Origin of the sequence: Rhizobium sp. ERR 942, assembly GCF_007828395.1 — a bacterium.
GTDB classification, from domain to species: Bacteria; Pseudomonadota; Alphaproteobacteria; order Rhizobiales; family Rhizobiaceae; genus Rhizobium; species Rhizobium dioscoreae.
In genome coordinates, this window is sequence record NZ_VIUA01000004.1 from 142,196 (window position 1) to 159,894 (window position 17,699).

A 17,699-nucleotide genomic window follows, 5' to 3' on the forward strand; every position below is an offset into this window, starting at 1 on the left:
GCGAATAAAAAAGAAGGAACGAGAATATGTTGGACAAGCGCAACGAATTGAATGCCTGGGACAGGGACCATTTCTTCCATCCCTCGACCCACATGGGAATGCATGCGCGCGGCGAAACTCCGACGCGCGTCATCGCCGGCGCCGAAGGCGTCTACATCACGGATACCACTGGCAAGAAGAGCCTCGATGCCTTTGCCGGCCTTTATTGCGTCAATGTCGGCTATGGAAGAGAGAAAATCGCCAATGCAATCGCCGAGCAGGCAAGGAACCTTGCCTATTACCACGCCTATGTCGGCCACGGCACGGAAGCTTCCATCACGCTTTCGAAGATGATCATCGACCGCGCCCCGGAAGGCATGAGCCGCGTCTATTTCGGGCTTTCCGGGTCCGATGCCAACGAGACCAACATCAAGCTCATCTGGTACTACAACAATATTCTCGGCCGACCGGAAAAGAAGAAGATCATTTCGCGCTGGCGCGGCTATCATGGCTCAGGCGTCATGACGGGCAGCCTCACCGGTCTCGAACTGTTCCACAAGGCCTTCGACCTGCCACGTGCGCCGATCCTCCACACCGAGGCGCCCTATTTCTTCCGCCGCGCCGACCGCGCGATGAACGAGGAACAATTCGCGCAGCATTGCGCGGACAGACTGGAGGAGATGGTCCTCGCTGAAGGTCCGGAGACGGTCGCGGCCTTTATCGGCGAGCCGATCCTCGGCACCGGCGGCATCGTTCCGCCACCGAAGACCTACTGGCAGAAGATCCAGGCCGTCCTCGACAAATATGACGTGCTGCTCGTCGCCGACGAGGTCGTCACCGGCTTCGGCCGTCTCGGCACGATGTTCGGCTCCGATCATTACGGTATGAAGCCGGATCTGATCACCATCGCCAAGGGCCTGACTTCCGCCTATGCGCCGCTTTCGGGCAGCATCGTCTCCGACAAGATGTGGCAGGTTCTCGTGCAGGGATCCGACCAGCTCGGCGCCATCGGTCATGGCTGGACCTATTCGGCGCATCCGATCTGCGCGGCTGCTGGTATCGCCAATCTCGAGCTGGTCGACGAACTCGGCATCGTCGAAAATGCAGGCTCTACCGGCGCCTATTTCCGCTCCGAACTCGCCAAGGCCGTCGGCGGCCACAGGCATGTCGGCGAGGTTCGTGGCGACGGGCTGATGGCGGCCATCGAATTCGTCGAGGACAAGGATGATCGCAAGTTCTTCGATCCCGCGCAGAAGATCGGACCGCAGGTGGCGTCGGCATTGCTCGAGCGCGGTGTCATCGGCCGCGCCATGCCGCAAGGAGACATCCTCGGCTTTGCGCCGCCGCTATGCCTGACGCGCGAGGAAGCCGATATCGTCGTCAAGGCGGCGGCCGGCGCCATCGAAAGCGTATTTTCGAACCGCTGATCCGCTCCTGACGAGGCGACCCTGCACATCCTACGCCAATGGCGCGGCCTGTTGTTGACAAAAGGCCGCGCCATTGCATTCGGTCGTCGCCATCCGGTGCCGAATGGTGTACATGGACTCCTGTAATTGTACCGGATCAATCCATGTATCGTCATGATTCAAAAAGCCAGGACAATGGCGCCTGGAAGCCCGTCCTTCAGCATCGCAAGGGCGTGACCAAGCACAAGCTGCTCACCGACAAGATCATCTCCGACATCGATGACGGCATTCTGCCCGTCCACGCGCAGATGCCAACGCATCGCGATCTTGCCCATGCACTGGGAATTTCCGTCCAAACCGTGAGTTTGAGCTACAAGGAGGCGGAGCGCCGCGGCTACCTGCGCGGCGAGGTGGGGCGCGGCACCTTCGTGCGTAGCCGCGTCACCGAACGCGCCGACAGCTTCATGCTCGATCGCGATCCGAGCGGCAGCGCCGATCTCTCCATCATCCGAGCTGTCTATACCGAGGCGCATGAGCGATCGGCCCGTGAACTGATGCAGGCGCTTGCCGAAAGCGACAATAGCAGCTTCATGCGGCCCTGCCGGCCGATCGCCGGCCTCGATGCCCATCGCGCCGCGGCGCAGGTCTGGCTCGCCGGCTTGTCGGTGAAGACCGATCCAGACCGGATCCTGATCACGAATGGCGCGGCGCACGGGCTTTTCCTTGCCGTCGCTTCGGTCGTTCGTCCCGACGAAGTGGTCCTGACCGAGAGCCTGACCGATCACGGCATCATCGGCCTTGCCAATGTTCTCGGCTTTACGCTGCGTGGTCTTCCGACCGATCGCGAGGGTATCCTGCCCGAGGCCTTCGAGGCGGCCTGTGCCATCGGCGACGTAACGGCGCTTGTCATCGTTTCCTCGCTTGGCAATCCCACCAGCCATGTCATGGGGGCCGAGCGTCGGCGCGCAATCGCGGATATCGCCCGCCGGCATGGTGTCTTCGTCATCGAGGATGAGGTTTACAAGCCGATGCTGCGCGATCCCCTTCCCTCGATGGCGGACCTCATACCCGAGCTCGGCTTCTTCGTGACCAGCTTCACGAAATCCGTCATGACGGGATTGCGCATCGGCTATCTGGTCGTGCCGGCACATTATTCGATCCGCGCCGCTTCGATCCTGCGCGTCACCGGATGGAGCGCCACCAACGTCGTCGCCGAAATGGCGTCGCGCTGGGTACTGGATGGGACGGCGCAAGCCCTGCTTGCCGTCCAGCGAAGCGAGGCGGAGGCCCGGCAGGCGATCGTCTCTGATGTGCTGGCGCCATTCGTCGCCGGCAGCCATCCGCTGTCGCTTTGCGCCTGGCTTTCTGTTCCGGAACGTTGGACCGAGGAAGGTCTCGTGCGGGCGCTTGCCCGCAAAGGCGTGGCGGTCACGCCATCCGATCCGTTCGTCGCCGGTGGAGAGCGGCCGGTCGGCGGCATCCGCATCTGTCTCGGTGGCCGACTCTCCCATTCCGCCCTTCGCTCGGCGCTCGAAACCGTTCGCGGCACGTTCGAACAGCTGCCGCCTGTCTTCGATGTGGGATCGATCGTTTAATCGCAACGGAAGGCGTCAAGTTCAGCGCTGCATCCGATCAAAGAACGGAGCGCAGAAACTCCTTGGTGCGGTCTTCCTTCGGCGCGCTGAAGATATCTTCCGGCTTACCTTGCTCGCAGATGCGGCCCCTGTCGAAAAAGCAGACGCGATCGGAGACTTCGCGGGCAAAGCGCATCTCATGGGTGACGAGCAGCATGGTCAGATCATGTTCATGGGCCAGATCGCGGATGACGCCGAGCACCTCGCCGACGAGCTGCGGATCGAGCGCCGATGTCGGCTCGTCGAACAACAACACCCTTGGACGCATGGCGAGCGCACGGGCGATCGCGACGCGCTGCTGCTGGCCGCCGGAAAGCTGGCTCGGATAATGATCCTTCTTCTCCGAAAGCCCGACCATGCGCAAAAGCTCGACCGCGCGGCACTCGGCCTCCGCCCGGCCAAGCCCGAGCACGCGTGTCGGCGCTTCGACGACGTTGCGCAGCACGGTCATGTGCGGAAACAGGTTGAAGCTCTGGAACACCATGCCGACATGGGTACGGATCTGGCGCAGATGCGCCTCGCTGGCGAGGAAACGACCACGGCCGTTATCCTGATGATAGGCCATACCGGCCAGATGCAGGGTACCCTCCTGGAAAGGTTCGAGCGTCATCAGGATGCGCAGGACCGTCGATTTTCCAGAACCGGAAGGACCGATCAATGTCACCTTTTCGCCGGGCGTGACGTCGAAGCAGAAATTGTCGAGAACGGTCAGGTGGCCGTAGCGCTTGGTCACATCTTGAAAGCGGATCAGTGGTTGCGTCATTTGAGAGCAATTCCGTTTTTCGGCAACGCCTTTTCGAGCCAATGAATGGCCGCCGAGCAGACGAGCGTGAGGATGAGAAAGATCAGGCCGACGAGCGAAAGCGGCACCAGATACTCGAACGTCCGATCCCCGATAAGATTGGCGAGGTTGAGCATATCAACCACCGTGACGACGGACAGGACCGGTGTCTCCTTCAACATGGACACGAGATAGTTGCCCATGGCCGGAATGATGCGGGGAATGGCCTGTGGGATTATGATATCCCAATAGGTGCGGCCGCGGCTGAGATTGAGCGCCGTCGCAGCTTCCCATTGTCCGAGCGACACGGCATCCAGGCCGCCGCGATAGACCTCCGACGTATAGGCCGAATACTGCAGACCGAGCGCCAACGCACCGGTCAGGAAGGCCGGCAGGACGATGCCGTAGATCGGCAGGACGTAATAGAGGAAGAAGAGTTGGACGAGCAGCGGCGTATCGCGCAGGAACTCGATGACGAAAGCCGTCGGCCAGGAGATCACCGCGAAGCGGCTGCGCCGCAGCAAGGCGAAGACAAGGCCGAGAACAAGCGCGATCGCAAAGCCGGCGGCCGCCGCCTCCAGCGTGACGATCAGGCCGATGCCAAGGATCGGCAGGATCGACAATGCGAAAGACAGCGTCGTCGACGTATCCCAGGTGAAGCCATACATCATGCCGGGGCCCTCCCCGGGAAGGCGACGCCACGGCGAAGAATCGTCTCCAGCCAGCGCATGAAGGCAACCAGAATGAGCGCCATGATGAAATATCCGATGAGCGTCAGCGAATAGATCGTCACGCTGTCGAGCGTGATGTTGCGCAATTGCTGCGCCTGGAAGGTGAGATCGCTGATCGAGATCAGCGACACCAATGCGGTGTCCTTCAGATTCTGGACGGCGAGATTACCGAAGGCCGGCATCATTTCGACCACGGCCTGCGGTAGGACGATATGGAAGAGTGTCTGGCCGTGCCCGAAATTCAAGGCGCGCGCCGCCTCATGTTGCGTGTCGGGAACCGCCTGCAACGCCCCGCGCACCACCTCCGCGCCATAGGCGCCGATGTTGAGCGCCAGACCGGCGATGCCCGTGGTGATGGGATCGAAGGAGATCCCGATCAGCGGCAGCGCGTAATAGAGCCAGAAAAGCTGCACCAGAAGCGACGTACCGCGAAAGATCTCGATATAGACGATCGCGATTGCGGAGAGCAGCCGCCCTCCGGCAAAGCGCGCAAGGCCGGCCGCAAAGGCGAGGATCGCGCCCAGGAACATCGAGGCGACGGCGATGAGCGCCGTCACCTCCGCGCCCTTCAGCAATGCCGGCAGATAGTGGGTCCAGCTCATGTCCGGGTCACCTCCGTTCCAGAATGGCAGGGGCCGAACAACCTGGCGATCGTCCGCAGACGGCCGCTAGGTCGTTCTCGATTATCGATAGGCTCATTTGCCCGCGCACAGGTCATCGGTGCTCTTCGTGCGCGCGGCCTCGACGCTTTCGGCGCTGAGACCATAGGACATCAGGATTTTCTTGTAGTCGTCGGTCTTCTTGAAAGCCTCGAGAGCGGTATTGAAGGCCTTGTAGAGATCCTTGTCCTCGGGCCGGAAATCAAAGCCGCCATAGCTTCTGACGGATTTCCCGTTGATGACCGGATCCGTGAACGGCTCTGCGTGCTCGACATTCGTGCTGCCCTGAACGAGCTTGGCGACGGTCAGCTCGGTTGCCGCATAGGCGTCGGCGCGGCCGGTCTGGATCGTGGACAGCGCATCCGCATTCGCCTGGATCATGACGATCTGGGACTCCGGAATGCCGAGACCATGGAAGAAATCGAGCTGATCGGCACCCGATACGATCGCGACCTTGAGCGACGGATCCTTCTTGATATCCTCATAGGAATGCAGCTTCTTCGGATTGCCCTTCGGCACCAATAACCCCTCGCCGTAGCTCGAATTCGGCGTGGTGAATTGCACCTGCTTGCAGCGCTCCGGCAGGATGTTCTGCTCGGCGGCAACGAAGTCGAAGCGCTTGGCCTTCAGGCCGGGGATCAGCGACCCGAATGGCGTTACGGTCCAGTCGACTTCCTTGACACCCATCGACTTCAGCACGGCGGCGGCAACATCGGGACCAATGCCCTTGGCGGCACCGCTCTCGTCCATATAGCTATAGGGAACCTCATTGGCGCTGGCGCCGCGGATGTAGCCATCCTTCTTGATCTGCTCGAGGCTGGCGGCATGGGCTGAAACGGCGAGGCCGAGGGTCAGACCCATGGCGGTAAGGCTGCGGTAAAAATTCGATCTCATGGTTCACTCCTCTGCGGTTGGATTCCGCTATCGGCCGTCCGGTTTTCCGGTTCTTTGCCGTCGCGGGTTGGTGATCCGCGCCGCGCTGTCGCGGCGCGGCAATTCAGAGGCCTCCCGTCAAGGTCGCGACGACGGCCAGGCAATCCCCGGTCTTGATGAGGCCGGGGAAATGACGTGCGGCGAGAACACCGTCCAGCGCCGCCCGATAGTCAAAGGGCTCCGATCCGGTGCGTCCAATCGGATGGATACGGGCGATGATTTCTCCTCGCGAAACCTTCTCACCCAGGTCCTTGAGCGGTTCGAATAGGCCGTCGCCATCGGAAAAGATGAAGCAGTCCGACGACGGCATATCGAGCCATTGCGTCGCTTCGATCTCCGGAGCGCCTGCAAGGATTCCGGCGTGCTTCAGCACATTCAATACGCCGCGCTTGGCAATGGAAGCCGTGCGCGCCGATATGGTTCCACCGCCCGAAAGCTCCGTGGTCACAAAGACCTTGCCCATTTCCTCGGCCGTTGTGTCGTACATGCCGACAGCATCGATCTCGATCATGCGCATGGAATAGGGCGCGGAGAACGCGGCAACGCTGGCGAAGCAGGCCTTTTCCTGCCCTTTGTCCGGCAACTCATGCGCTGCGGCGTACGGCAGGAAATCAAGCGTACGGCCGCCCGAATGAAAGTCGAGCACGATATCGGCCAACGGCAGCAGGTAGCGCGTGAAGTAGTCCGCGATCTTCTCGGTCACGCTGCCGTCGGGCCGACCGGGGAAGCTTCGATTGAGATTGCCCTTGTCGATCGGCGAGGTACGGGTGCCCGCCCGGAACGCAGGGTAATTCATCGCCGGAACGATGATGATCCTACCCTTGATCTCCTCCGGCTTCAGCGTCCGGGCGAGATCGAAGAGGGCAACGGGGCCTTCATATTCATCGCCATGATTGGCGCCAGTTAAAAGCGCCGTCGGCCCCTCGCCGTTCCTGATGACGCAGATGGGGATCATGATCGAACCCCAGGCGGAATCGTCGCGCGACCAGGGAAGGCGCAGATGCCCGTGCTGGATGCCGTCGCGATCGAAATCGACTGATGGTGTGATCGGCGATGGACGTTTGGATATGCTCATGCTGTTCATCTCAGGCGATCACTTCACGACAAGTCGTCGGGGGACGTTGGACAGGCACTCGACGCCGCTTTCCGTGATGACGATGCTTTCGGTGATTTCCATGCCCATGTCTTCCAGCCAGAGACCGGTCATGAAATGGAACGTCATGCCTGGTTTGAGCTCGGTGCGATCGCCGGGGCGCAGGCTCATGGTCCGCTCGCCCCAATCCGGCGGATAGGAAAGGCCGATCGGATAGCCGGTGCGGTTGTCCTTGACGATCCCGTATTTCTTCAGGACCGCGAAGAAAGCGTTGGCGATATCCTCGCAGACGTTGCCTGGCTTGGCGGCGGCAAGGCCGGCCTCCATGCCCTCGAGCGTCGCCTTCTCCGCGTCGAGAAACGCCTGCGTCGGCTTGCCGAGGAAGACGGTGCGCGACAGCGGGCAATGATAGCGGCGATAGCAGCCGGCGATCTCGAAGAAGGTGCCCTCGCCGCTCTTCATCGGCTTGTCGTCCCAGGTCAGATGCGGGGCGGAGGCATCGGCGCCCGACGGCAGCAAGGGAACGATGGCAGCGTAATCGCCGCCGAAGCCGTCAACGCCGCGAATGCCGGCATCATAGATTTCGGCGACCAGATCGGATTTGCGAATGCCCGGCTCGACCTTTTCGACGATCCGCTGGTGCATGGCCTCGACGATGCGACCTGCCTTGCGCATATAGTCGAGCTCGGTCTTGCTCTTGACGGCGCGCTGCCAGTTCACGAGCCCCTGGGCATCCTTGAAACGGGCATTCGGCAAGTGCTTGACGAGCGAGGCATAGGCAGCGGCGGTGAACCAATAATTATCCATCTCGACGGCGATCGAGGCGTTGGCCCAGCCGCGTTCCTCGATGATCTTCGAGAGCAGATCCATCGGATGGCGCTCATTGGACTGTACGTAGTGATCGGGATAGCCGATGATGTTGTCGTGGGCCAGATAGGCGGTGCGCTTGGCGCCATTGGCATCCTGGCCACGGCCATACCAGATCGGCTCGCCGGAGCCTGGCACCAGCACGCATTGATGCACGTAGAAGGACCAGCCGTCATAGCCGGTGAGCCAGTGCATGTTGGAGGGATCCGTGACTATGACGAGATCGACACCGGCTTTTTCCATCGCGCGGCGCGTCTTTTCGAGCCGCTCGGCATATTCGGCCCGGGTGAAATTGAGGGTTGGTTCGCTCACGCTTGGTCTCCTGATGCTTTCGTCGTTTCGATCGCTTGGCCTGCGCCGGCCGAGACGGCGCGTCGATGGGCAAGCGTGGCAATGGCGGTATCCTGGACGCCGGTCCCGGTCAGATCGCAAAGGGTGATCGCCTCGGGCGACCAGCGGCCCGCCGCCTTGCCGGCGATAATGGCGCCGAGTTCGGGGAAATCGGCGCTCTCGCTCACAAGTCCTGCGACGATCGCATGATGAAGCTCGCCCAGCCGCCGCGTCTGTTTCAGGCTATCGGCGACGTAAGGCGTGGCTTTCAAAATCAGGGACGGATCGATCTCGTTCTTGTGTTCGGCGTCGGAACCCATGGCGGTGACATGCTGGCCCGGCTGCAGCCAGGTGGCATCGAGGATCGGCGTATCCGACGGCGTGGTGGTGACGATAATATCGGCGTCACGGCAGGCTTGTTTGGCATCCGCTTCCGCCACGACGGGAAAGCCGAGTTCGGCCGTCAGGTCGGTCGCGAGTTTGTCGGCCTTTGCTAGATCGCGCGCCCAAATCCGTGCAGCCTCGATTGGTCGGACGAGCGCAAGTGCACGCAATTGCAGACGGGCTTGCATGCCGGCGCCAAAAATCGCTGCGATCCGGCTATCTGGGCGCGACAGGTGTCGCGCGGCAACGGCCCCTGCGGCGGCCGTGCGCACATCCGTCAGATAGCCATTATCGAGCAGGAGCGCCTCGACAAGGCCGGTGCGTGTCGACAGGAGCATCATCAGCCCGTTGGTGCTTGGCAGTCCAAGTGATGGATTGTCGAAGAAGCCGGGGCTGACCTTGATCGCGAAACTGGCGAGATCGGGAACATAGGCCGTCTTCACGTCGACCTCGCCGCGATGGGCGGGGATGTCGAGCCGCATGATCGGTGGCATTTCCACGGCCTTCGTCGCCAGCGCCGCGAATGCCTGCTCGACGCAATCGACAGCATCACTATCAAGCTGAACGACCTTGCGAAGGTCTGTTTCCGTCAGGATCAGCACGCGTGTCATGGCGCCACTCCCTCATCGAGCCCGCTCACGATAGCCCGATGGGTCGCCGGATCGATATTGCCTCCGGAAACGACGACAACCGTTGGACCATTGGATTTGATCTTGCCGGCAAGCAGGGCCGCTATCCCGACCGCGCCCGCCCCTTCGACCGTCAATCCCTCGATCAAAGCCGCATGGCGAATGCCGGCGGCGATCTCCTCCTCGCTGAGCAGGATGACATCATCGAGAAGCGTCCGGCACATTCGGAACGTCAGGCGGTTATCGAGCCCAATGCCGCCGCCCAGTGAATCCGCCAGGGTCTCTACCTCCTGCACATCCGTTGGACGACCCGCCGCAAGGCTTGCCGCCATCGCCGCGCCGCGCTTCATCGAAACGCCGACCACCTTGGCGGCCGGCAGACGGCTCTTGATCGCGGCCGCAACGCCCGAGGCCAGCCCTCCGCCCGAGAGTGGTACAAGGACAAGCGCGGTCTCAGGCAAGTCATCGGCGACCTCGAGTCCGAGCGTGCCTTGGCCTGCAATGACATCGGCATCATCAAACGGGGGAACGAAATACATGCCCTCTTTACGGACGAGGCGCTCGACCTCCGACATCGCATCATCTTGCGAGTGCCCGACGATACGGATGTCCGCGCCAAGATTTCGGATAGCTTCCACCTTGTTGGTCGGAACAAGTGCTGACAGGCAGATGGTCGCACGGGCGCCCATCGCCTTGGCGGCGTGGGCCACCGCCCTGCCGTGATTGCCGGTCGATGCCGTCACCAGCCCGCGCGAACGTTCCTTCTCGTCCAAACATAGAAGCGCGTTCGTGGCGCCGCGAAGTTTGAAACTGCCCGTATGCTGATGGTTTTCCAGCTTGAGATGAACTGGAATACCCGTCCGCTGAGACAGAGCTTGCGAGAGCCGCAACGGCGTGCGCAGCACCTTTGGGGCAATGCGCCGCCGCGCCGCTTCTATATCCTCCAGCGTCACCATCATTGTCATGGCGCGCACCGATGCCTTGCCAATGATGCAACCGGCGTCGTCACGAATTTCATCTCTTTCTCGGGCTGAATGTTCATGACATCAGCGTGAAAGAGACAATGGATCATGTCAATCTGTATATTGTTTCATTACAATTATAAGTGCTTCTTCCAAGACCGACAGCCAATTGAGGTCATGTCGGCATGACACGCGCTTGGCGGCTCGCCAAGCGCGTGGGAGTTCGGATTCGTGCTGGTGCTGGCAGCAGTTGCCGTGCGCTACGTTCAAAAAGACTTCAGGATTTCAGCGCGTGCCTGACCCTCAGGATCGCGAGGGCAACCGCTCCGATCACCACGGGAATGGAGATCAGCATGTAGATCGGATTGATGTGAAGGCCGGCATGATCCGCCGTCTCGATCGCGACCTTGATCAGGCTCAGAAGGTAGTAACTGATGGCGATGATCGAGAGACCCTCGACCGCCCGCTGAATTTTGACCTGGGTTTCGGCGCGTTCGGCCATGGCCTGAATCTGAACGGCGTTCTGGACCTCGATCTCCACCTGGATGCGGGTCTGAAGCAGGTCGATCAGATGCATGGTCGCATGCGACAATTGCTCCAAGCGCAATGCGGTCGCTTCACAGCTCCTGACCGCCGGTTTGAAGCGGCGCGCCACGAAAACCCCGAAACGCTGAAAACCTGGAACGTGGGTCTCGCGCAGCTCGGCGATGCGTTCCTCGACGATCTTGGCGTAGGCTGCCGTTGCGCCGAAGCGATTGCGCGTCTGTGCCGCCGCGGAGATCACCTCCGCGGAAAGCTGAGAAATCTCATCGAGCAGCCGCTTATGGTCTTCAGCGGAGGTCGATACGTGGCGATTGGTCAATTCGACAAGCTTCCGGTCGTAGCCGCCAAGAACCGGGCCAAGCCGCCGCGCCTCCGGAAAGCCCAAAAGCGCCATGACGCGGTAGGTCTCGATTTCATAGACCCTGCGCACCATGCGGCCGAGCCGATAGGCGTTGAGGTCGTGATTGAAAAGGATCGTGCGGCTGGTACCATTGTCTCCGACGCGAAAATCCGAGCAAACGAGCGCGGCTCCGCCGCCAATGGTGGACGCTGCCGTATCGCCGAATTGAAGCGACGAAAGGAGAGGGCCAAGTTCGCTGGGCGCCGATCCGCAAATGAGAATTTCCAATCGGCAAATGAACGCCCAGTCGATCAAGCCAGCGAGCCGCGCCGCCTCATCGATCGACAGGGAACCCGCGGGCCAGGTCGACGGATCGGCCTCAAGAGGTGTCACCCGGGTGACGGTCACGAACTCGGTATGAAACTCGACCTGTGTTCGAGGGCCTTCGATTGCGTCCTCGGCAACGACAACGCGGTGGCTGAGGTCGGAGATCGAGGGTGATGTGCCCGACAGGGCGATATGCTCGACCAGCGCCGGACCCGAAAAATAGATCGATGGCCGCGCATGAAGTTCCGAATTGAAATCGACTGCCACCGCTTTCGCCCCCTAAGCACATCCCTACTCTCATCGTATGCCGGCCATTGCTGCGATCGGCAATGCTTCGCTGCCTGCGACAGAGTGTCCCGAGGTTTTGAAGCCAACCCTGCTCGCCTGAATTCTGACATAGGGTAGGCTCGACGCAACCAACATCGATCGCATGACTTGCGAAGCGAGGCTTTCGGTAGAAAATAGCGGCGACCGCGCGACGGGGCCGCGGAACCACGCAGGCGACGGTTCGTCCTGGAACTGTTGAAGGGGAGACTTGCATGACAAATGCCACAAGCCTGGGATTGCCAGGCCTCCTGGGTCAAGACCATACGGGCATTACCGTTCCTGATCTTGACGAGGCACTCGACTTCTTCGTCCGAATCCTTGGTTGCAGGCATGCCTATACCTTCGGCCCGATCGGTGACGAAGACGGCGATTTCATGCGCCAGGCGCTGGGCACTCATCCACGCGCCCGCATCAGGCGCGCGGCGCTTATCCGCGTCGGCTACGGCTCCAGCCTGGAGCTCTTCGAATATGAGGCACCGGACCAGCGCCGCCTTGAACAAAGGAACAGCGACATTGGCGCCTTCCATGTCGGGCTTTATGTCGAAGACATTCAGGCGGCCAAGGCCTACCTCGATACACAAGGCATCCCGACCCGCCTCGGACCGCTCCCCATCAGCGAGGGACCGAATGCCGGACAGAGCATCCTCTATTTCCAATCACCCTGGGGCTTGCAATTGGAGCTCATCAGCTATCCGGAGGGCATGGCCTACGAAAAGACGGCCGAAACCATCCTTTGGTCGCCGAAATCTCCGGAAAAATGACTATTGGCAGCTGAGACCAGCTCAGATGTGCAGGGCATGGCCAAGCGCCTTCAACGCGGCTTCCTGCAGGCTTTCGCTGCGGGTCGGGTGGGCGTGGATCGTCCCGGCGATGTCTTCCAGCCGCGCGCCCATCTCGAGTGCCAGCGAGAACGCGCTTGACAGCTCCGAGACGCCGGCACCAACCGCCTGCAGGCCAAGCACCAGATTGGTGTCCGCGCGCGCTACAGCACGCACAAAACCGTCTTCCGACTGGGTGGTCATCGCACGACCGTTGGCGGCGAAAGGAAAGAGACCGACGCGGATTTCATAGCCCTGGGCGCGCGCTTCATCAGGTGAAAGCCCCGCCGTGACGATCTCGGGATCGGTGAAGCAGACGGCGGGAATGGCACGTTTATCCCAGACACGCTTGCGGCCGGCGACGATCTCCGCAACCATCTCCCCCTGCGCCATGGCGCGATGGGCAAGCATCGGCTCGCCCGTGACATCGCCGATGGCATAGACACCGCGCATGGAAGTGCGGCAGCGCTCGTCGATGCGAATGAAACGGCCAGCGCGATCGAGATCGAGTTCCTCGAGACCCCAACCTTCCGTGCGTGGCTTGCGCCCGACTGTGACGAGAACCTTGCCAGCGGCGATCCGCTCCTCTTCGCCCGCAGCGGTCTCGATCAGCAGCGCCTCTCCCGAATAGGCTTTCGCCTTCGCTCCAGTCAGAACGCGCACGCCGAGCTCAGCCAAGCGCTTGGCAACCGGCTTGACGAGCTCGGCGTCATATTGCGGCAGGATTTGCGCCATCGCCTCGACCACCGTGACCTGCGCGCCCAGCTTGGCGAAGGCAGTGCCGAGTTCCAGGCCGATATAGCCGCCGCCGACAACAGCGAGGCTATTGGGCACACTTGTCAGCGACAGCGCCTCGGTGGACGAGAGGACCGCTCCGCCAAAGGGCAGCAGCGGCAACTCGACCGGTTCGGAGCCAGTCGCGATGACAACTGCTTCGGCACGGATGACCTGAGTTCCGGTCTCGGTCTCGACCTCGACGGTCTTGCCGTCGCGGAACGTCGCCTGGCCATGCACGATCTTGACCTTGGACTTGCGCAAAAGACCGAGTACGCCGTTGTTCAGCCGGCCGACGATGCCATCTTTCCAGCGTATGGTCTGCGCGAGATCGAGCTTTGGCGCCTCGACAGTGATGCCGAGCGCGTTGGGTGTGGTCATGTGGCTGACCTTTTCGAACTCCTCGGCCGCGTGGATCAGGGCCTTGGAGGGGATGCAGCCGATATTCAGGCAGGTGCCGCCAGCCTTTGTGGATTCGACGATCACCGTATCGACGCCGAGCTGACCGGCGCGGATGGCGCAGATATAGCCGCCGGGTCCGGCACCGATGACGAGGAGCTTGCAGACGATTTCTTTCATGTCATCAACCTTCGATGAAGATCAGCGCGGGGGTTTCGAGCAGCGCCTTGATCCGCTGGACGAAGACCGCCGCGTCCCAGCCGTCGACGATGCGATGGTCGAAGCTCGACGACAGGTTCATGATCTTGCGCGGGATGAACTGGGTCCCGTCCCAGACGGGCTGGGTCATGATCTTGTTGACACCGACGATCGCGACTTCGGGATGGTTGATGATCGGCGTCGTCACGATGCCGCCGAGCGCGCCGAGCGAGGAGATGGTGATCGTGGAACCGGACAGCTCCTCGCGTGCGGCGGTGCCATTGCGGGCGGCGTCGGCAAGGCGTGTCAGCTCGGCGGCGCAATCCCAGATCGACCTGGCTTCGGCGTGGCGGACGACCGGTACGGTCAGGCCGGAGGGTGTCTGCGTGGCGATGCCGATATGGACGGCTCCGTAGCGGGTAACGACACCGGCATCGTCGTCGAAGGTGGCGTTGATACCGGGCTGCTCGCCCAACGTCTTCACCATCGCCCGCATCAGGAAGGGCAGAATGGTCAGCTTCGGCTGATCGGGCTTGCGGCCGGCATTCATCGTCGCTCGCAAGTCTTCAAGGTCGGTGACATCGACCTCTTCGACATAGGTGATGTGGGGAATGCGCGAGGCGGCGAGGCGCATCTTCTCGGCGATACGCCGGCGCAGGCCGGTGACCTTGATCTCCTCGACATCGGTCTTGCGGGCGGGGCCGGTTGAAGCAGCGGTTGCATGCTGCATGCCATGCGCGATGAACTGATCGAGATTGTCATGGGTAATGCGTCCCGCAGGCCCAGTGCCAGGCACCTGGCGCAAATCGACACCAGCCTCCTGGGCACGCAACCGCACGGCAGGGGAAGCAAGCGGACGCTCCGCCGGTTCGCGGGGAACCGGGCCCCCGACCGGCGCCGTCGACTGGATAGCCTTCGCTTCGACCGCCGGTCTTGCCGGAGGTGGTGCGACCGGCTTGGCCTCCGTCCACTCGTCCTTGGCCGGTTCGGTCTTCACAGGTTGAGGAGCCGCGGCGAAGGAAGCCTCTTCGCTCGCATTCCCATCCTCGCCGGCGACCTGGATTCGCAAGAGCGGCGCCTTGACCGCGACCGTATCGCCGACATCGGCGCCGAGCCAGAGCACGACCCCTTCGACCGGCGAGGGGATTTCCACCGTCGCCTTGTCGGTCATGACCGCCGCGAGCACCATATCCTCACGCACCGGGTCGCCCGGCTTGACATGCCACTCGACCAGCTCGGCCTCGGCCACGCCCTCACCCACATCGGGCATCTTGATGACGAATTCACCCATCCTCAGCCCTCCATCACTTCTTTCAACGCCCGGCCGACACGGGCGGGACCGGGGAAATAGTCCCATTCCTGTGCGTGCGGATACGGCGTGTCCCAGCCGGTCACGCGCACGATCGGCGCCTCAAGACTATAGAAGCAGTACTCCTGAACCAGTGATGCGACTTCCGCGCCGAAGCCGGAGGTAAGCGTCGCCTCGTGCACGACGACGCAGCGGCCGGTCTTCTTCACCGACTGGACGATCGTATCGAGGTCGAGCGGCAGAAGACTGCGCAGATCGATCACCTCGGCATCGATCCCTGTCTCCTCGGCGGCGGCAAGCGCCACATGCACCATCGTACCGTAGGCGACCACGGTGACGGCACTCCCCGGCCGGCGGATTTCCGCCTTGCCGATCGGGATCGTGTAATGCCCTTCCGGAACCTCGCCGAGATCATGTTTCGACCAGGGCGTCACCGGCCTTTCGTGATGACCATCGAAGGGGCCGTTATAGAGCCGCTTCGGTTCGAGGAACATCACCGGGTCCGGATCCTCTATCGCCGCGATCAGCAGGCCCTTGGCGTCGTAGGGATTGGACGGCACGATCACCTTCAATCCGCAGACATGGGTAAACAGCGCTTCCGGGCTCTGGCTATGCGTCTGCCCGCCGAAGATGCCGCCGCCGGTCGGCATGCGCACGACGATCGGGCAGGTAAAGTCGCCATTGGAGCGGTAGCGGATGCGCGCCGCTTCCTGGGTGATCTGGTCATAGGCCGGATACATATAATCAGCGAACTGGATTTCGACGCAGGGCTTCAAGCCGTAGGCGGCCATGCCGATCGCCGTACCGAGAATACCGGATTCGTTGATTGGCGCATCGAAGCAGCGGGTCTTGCCGTATTTGGCCTGGAGTCCTTGCGTGGCGCGGAAAACCCCGCCGAAGTAGCCGACATCCTCGCCGAAGACGACGACATCGTCGTCACGCCCCATCGAGACGTCCATGGCGCTGCGCACGGCCTCGATCATTGTCATTCTTGCCATGTCAGTACCCTGCCTTCTGCCGCTGGCGGCGGATATGAGCGGGCATTTCCGCGTAGACGCCCTCGAAGATGTCGCGCACCGATGGCTTGCCGCCCGCATGCAGCGTGCCGTGGCTTTCGGCCTGCTTCTGTGCCTCGATAACTTCATCGAGAACCTCGGCCTCCGCCTGGGCATGGCGCTCCTCCGACCAGACACCACGCACGATCAGATGCTTCTTTAGCCGCAACACTGGGTCGCCGAGCGGCCAGGCCTCGGATTCGGTTTTCGGCCGATAGGCGCTCGGGTCATCGGAGGTGGAATGGGCGCCGACGCGGTAGGTGACATATTCGATCAGTGTTGGGCCGAGGTTGCGCCTTGCGCGCTCGGCCGCCCATTTGGCGACGGCATAGACCGCCAGATAGTCATTGCCGTCGACCCGAAGCGCTGGGATGCCGAAGCCAAGGCCGCGAGCGGCGAAGGTTCCGGAACCGCCGCGGGCAATGCCCTGGAAGGTGGAGATGGCCCATTGGTTGTTGACGATATTGAGGATGACCGGCGCCTTATAGGTGGAGGCGAAGACCAGCGCCGAATGGAAATCGGATTCGGCCGTCGAACCGTCGCCGATCCATGCGGCGGCGATCTTGGTGTCGTTCTTGATGGCCGACGCCATCGCCCAGCCGACCGCCTGCACATATTGGGTGGCAAGATTGCCGGAGATGGTAAAGAAGCCATGCTCCTTCGATGAATACATGATCGGCAGTTGCCGACCACGCAAGGGATCGGCCTCGTTCGAGTAGATCTGGTTCATCATCTCGACCATCGGATAGTCGTCGGCGATCAAGAGGCCCGCTTGCCGGTAGGTCGGAAAGTTCATGTCCCCTTTGTTCAGCGCCTTGCGGAAGGCGGAACTCACCGCCTCTTCGCCAAGATGCTGCATATAGAAGGAGGTCTTTCCCTGTCGCTGCGCCATCAGCATGCGCGCGTCGAAGGCCCTGAGCTTCATCATGTTGCGCAAGCCCGTCAGCAACTCCTCATCGGAGAGCAATCCGGCCCACGGGCCGACCGCCTCGCCGTCGCGGTTGAGAACGCGGATGATGGAATAGGCGAGATCGCGGATCTCCTCGGGCGCAACGTCGACCGCCGGTCTTGGCACGGAGCCGGCCTTGGCGATCTTGACATTGGAGAAATCCGGCTGGCCGCCTGGCCGCACCGCCGGCTCGGGGACGTGCAGGCTCAGATTTGGAACCTCGTTCATGCGCTGTGATACCTCCCTTGTCGGCCGCCCCTCCCGCGCTCCCC

General features: G+C 61.9%; 16 protein-coding genes. 3 read left to right on the forward strand and 13 right to left on the reverse strand.

The window, feature by feature from the left end:
* Window positions 1–26 precede the first annotated feature (26 nt).
* Both FBZ97_RS17595 and FBZ97_RS17600 read left to right on the forward strand, forming a co-directional pair.
* Window positions 27–1,406: an aspartate aminotransferase family protein gene (locus FBZ97_RS17595; protein ID WP_145321474.1), complete on the forward strand. Its 1,380-nt coding sequence runs from the start codon at window positions 27–29 to the stop codon at window positions 1,404–1,406.
* Between the two features lie 143 nt (window positions 1,407–1,549).
* On the forward strand, window positions 1,550–2,980 hold the full coding sequence (locus FBZ97_RS17600) for a PLP-dependent aminotransferase family protein (RefSeq protein ID WP_113353232.1): 1,431 nt from the start codon (window positions 1,550–1,552) through the stop codon (window positions 2,978–2,980).
* A 37-nt stretch (window positions 2,981–3,017) separates the two neighbouring features.
* Here FBZ97_RS17600 and ehuA read toward each other — a convergent pair whose 3' ends face one another.
* From ehuA to FBZ97_RS17645, 9 genes are all read right to left on the reverse strand, one after another.
* On the reverse strand, window positions 3,018–3,782 hold the full coding sequence (ehuA, locus tag FBZ97_RS17605) for an ectoine/hydroxyectoine ABC transporter ATP-binding protein EhuA (RefSeq protein ID WP_145321472.1): 765 nt from the start codon (window positions 3,780–3,782) through the stop codon (window positions 3,018–3,020).
* Window positions 3,779–4,471: an ectoine/hydroxyectoine ABC transporter permease subunit EhuD gene (gene ehuD, locus FBZ97_RS17610; RefSeq protein ID WP_113353234.1), complete on the reverse strand. Its 693-nt coding sequence runs from the start codon at window positions 4,469–4,471 to the stop codon at window positions 3,779–3,781. Before ehuD ends, ehuA begins: the two co-directional genes overlap by 4 nt.
* A complete protein-coding gene (ehuC, locus tag FBZ97_RS17615) occupies window positions 4,468–5,133 on the reverse strand; it encodes an ectoine/hydroxyectoine ABC transporter permease subunit EhuC (protein ID WP_113353235.1) in 666 nt (221 codons plus the stop codon). The genes ehuD and ehuC overlap by 4 nt, the downstream gene beginning before the upstream one ends.
* A gap of 93 nt (window positions 5,134–5,226) precedes the next feature.
* Entirely contained in the window at window positions 5,227–6,084 is an 858-nt protein-coding gene (ehuB, locus tag FBZ97_RS17620; RefSeq protein ID WP_113353236.1) for an ectoine/hydroxyectoine ABC transporter substrate-binding protein EhuB, read from the reverse strand.
* A 103-nt stretch (window positions 6,085–6,187) separates the two neighbouring features.
* Window positions 6,188–7,207 (reverse strand): N(2)-acetyl-L-2,4-diaminobutanoate deacetylase DoeB, encoded by a 1,020-nt coding sequence (gene doeB / locus FBZ97_RS17625; protein ID WP_145321470.1) that lies wholly within the window; start codon window positions 7,205–7,207, stop codon window positions 6,188–6,190.
* 9 nt (window positions 7,208–7,216) lie between these two features.
* A complete protein-coding gene (gene doeA, locus FBZ97_RS17630) occupies window positions 7,217–8,395 on the reverse strand; it encodes an ectoine hydrolase DoeA (RefSeq protein WP_113353238.1) in 1,179 nt (392 codons plus the stop codon).
* The gene (eutC, locus tag FBZ97_RS17635) at window positions 8,392–9,408 is read right to left on the reverse strand and encodes an ectoine utilization protein EutC (protein ID WP_145321468.1); all 1,017 of its coding nucleotides are present in this window, start codon (window positions 9,406–9,408) and stop codon (window positions 8,392–8,394) included. The genes doeA and eutC overlap by 4 nt, the downstream gene beginning before the upstream one ends.
* A complete protein-coding gene (gene eutB / locus FBZ97_RS17640) occupies window positions 9,405–10,391 on the reverse strand; it encodes a hydroxyectoine utilization dehydratase EutB (RefSeq protein ID WP_173004548.1) in 987 nt (328 codons plus the stop codon). Before eutB ends, eutC begins: the two co-directional genes overlap by 4 nt.
* A gap of 274 nt (window positions 10,392–10,665) precedes the next feature.
* Window positions 10,666–11,865 carry a DUF3422 domain-containing protein gene (locus FBZ97_RS17645; protein ID WP_113353240.1) on the reverse strand — a complete coding sequence of 400 codons (1,200 nt, stop codon included), beginning with the start codon at window positions 11,863–11,865 and terminating at the stop codon, window positions 10,666–10,668.
* A gap of 272 nt (window positions 11,866–12,137) precedes the next feature.
* On the opposite strand from FBZ97_RS17645, the gene FBZ97_RS17650 reads away from it, so the two are divergent.
* Entirely contained in the window at window positions 12,138–12,686 is a 549-nt protein-coding gene (locus FBZ97_RS17650; protein ID WP_113353241.1) for a VOC family protein, read from the forward strand.
* A 21-nt stretch (window positions 12,687–12,707) separates the two neighbouring features.
* Here FBZ97_RS17650 and lpdA read toward each other — a convergent pair whose 3' ends face one another.
* From lpdA to FBZ97_RS17670, 4 genes are read right to left on the reverse strand one after another with little or no spacing between them, the layout of a single operon-like run.
* Entirely contained in the window at window positions 12,708–14,096 is a 1,389-nt protein-coding gene (lpdA, locus tag FBZ97_RS17655) for a dihydrolipoyl dehydrogenase (RefSeq protein ID WP_113353242.1), read from the reverse strand.
* 4 nt (window positions 14,097–14,100) lie between these two features.
* Window positions 14,101–15,405: a dihydrolipoamide acetyltransferase family protein gene (locus FBZ97_RS17660; RefSeq protein ID WP_113420763.1), complete on the reverse strand. Its 1,305-nt coding sequence runs from the start codon at window positions 15,403–15,405 to the stop codon at window positions 14,101–14,103.
* 2 nt (window positions 15,406–15,407) lie between these two features.
* Window positions 15,408–16,421 (reverse strand): alpha-ketoacid dehydrogenase subunit beta, encoded by a 1,014-nt coding sequence (locus FBZ97_RS17665; RefSeq protein WP_113353244.1) that lies wholly within the window; start codon window positions 16,419–16,421, stop codon window positions 15,408–15,410.
* A gap of 1 nt (window position 16,422) precedes the next feature.
* Entirely contained in the window at window positions 16,423–17,655 is a 1,233-nt protein-coding gene (locus FBZ97_RS17670) for a 3-methyl-2-oxobutanoate dehydrogenase (2-methylpropanoyl-transferring) subunit alpha (RefSeq protein WP_113395078.1), read from the reverse strand.
* Between the last annotated feature and the right edge of the window lie 44 nt (window positions 17,656–17,699).

Excerpts from the sequence above, each read along its gene's own strand:
- FBZ97_RS17670 (WP_113395078.1), bottom strand. The coding sequence starts at position 17,655 with ATGAACGAGGTTCCAAATCTGAGCCTGCACGTCCCCGAGCCGGCGGTG.
- FBZ97_RS17665 (WP_113353244.1), bottom strand. The coding sequence starts at position 16,421 with ATGGCAAGAATGACAATGATCGAGGCCGTGCGCAGCGCCATGGACGTC.
- FBZ97_RS17595 (WP_145321474.1), top strand. The coding sequence starts at position 27 with ATGTTGGACAAGCGCAACGAATTGAATGCCTGGGACAGGGACCATTTC.
- lpdA (WP_113353242.1), bottom strand. The coding sequence starts at position 14,096 with ATGAAAGAAATCGTCTGCAAGCTCCTCGTCATCGGTGCCGGACCCGGC.
- FBZ97_RS17650 (WP_113353241.1), top strand. The coding sequence starts at position 12,138 with ATGACAAATGCCACAAGCCTGGGATTGCCAGGCCTCCTGGGTCAAGAC.
- FBZ97_RS17600 (WP_113353232.1), top strand. The coding sequence starts at position 1,550 with ATGTATCGTCATGATTCAAAAAGCCAGGACAATGGCGCCTGGAAGCCC.
- ehuB (WP_113353236.1), bottom strand. The coding sequence starts at position 6,084 with ATGAGATCGAATTTTTACCGCAGCCTTACCGCCATGGGTCTGACCCTC.
- eutC (WP_145321468.1), bottom strand. The coding sequence starts at position 9,408 with ATGACACGCGTGCTGATCCTGACGGAAACAGACCTTCGCAAGGTCGTT.
- ehuC (WP_113353235.1), bottom strand. The coding sequence starts at position 5,133 with ATGAGCTGGACCCACTATCTGCCGGCATTGCTGAAGGGCGCGGAGGTG.
- ehuA (WP_145321472.1), bottom strand. The coding sequence starts at position 3,782 with ATGACGCAACCACTGATCCGCTTTCAAGATGTGACCAAGCGCTACGGC.
- ehuD (WP_113353234.1), bottom strand. The coding sequence starts at position 4,471 with ATGATGTATGGCTTCACCTGGGATACGTCGACGACGCTGTCTTTCGCA.
- doeB (WP_145321470.1), bottom strand. The coding sequence starts at position 7,207 with ATGAACAGCATGAGCATATCCAAACGTCCATCGCCGATCACACCATCA.
- FBZ97_RS17660 (WP_113420763.1), bottom strand. The coding sequence starts at position 15,405 with ATGGGTGAATTCGTCATCAAGATGCCCGATGTGGGTGAGGGCGTGGCC.
- eutB (WP_173004548.1), bottom strand. The coding sequence starts at position 10,391 with ATGACAATGATGGTGACGCTGGAGGATATAGAAGCGGCGCGGCGGCGC.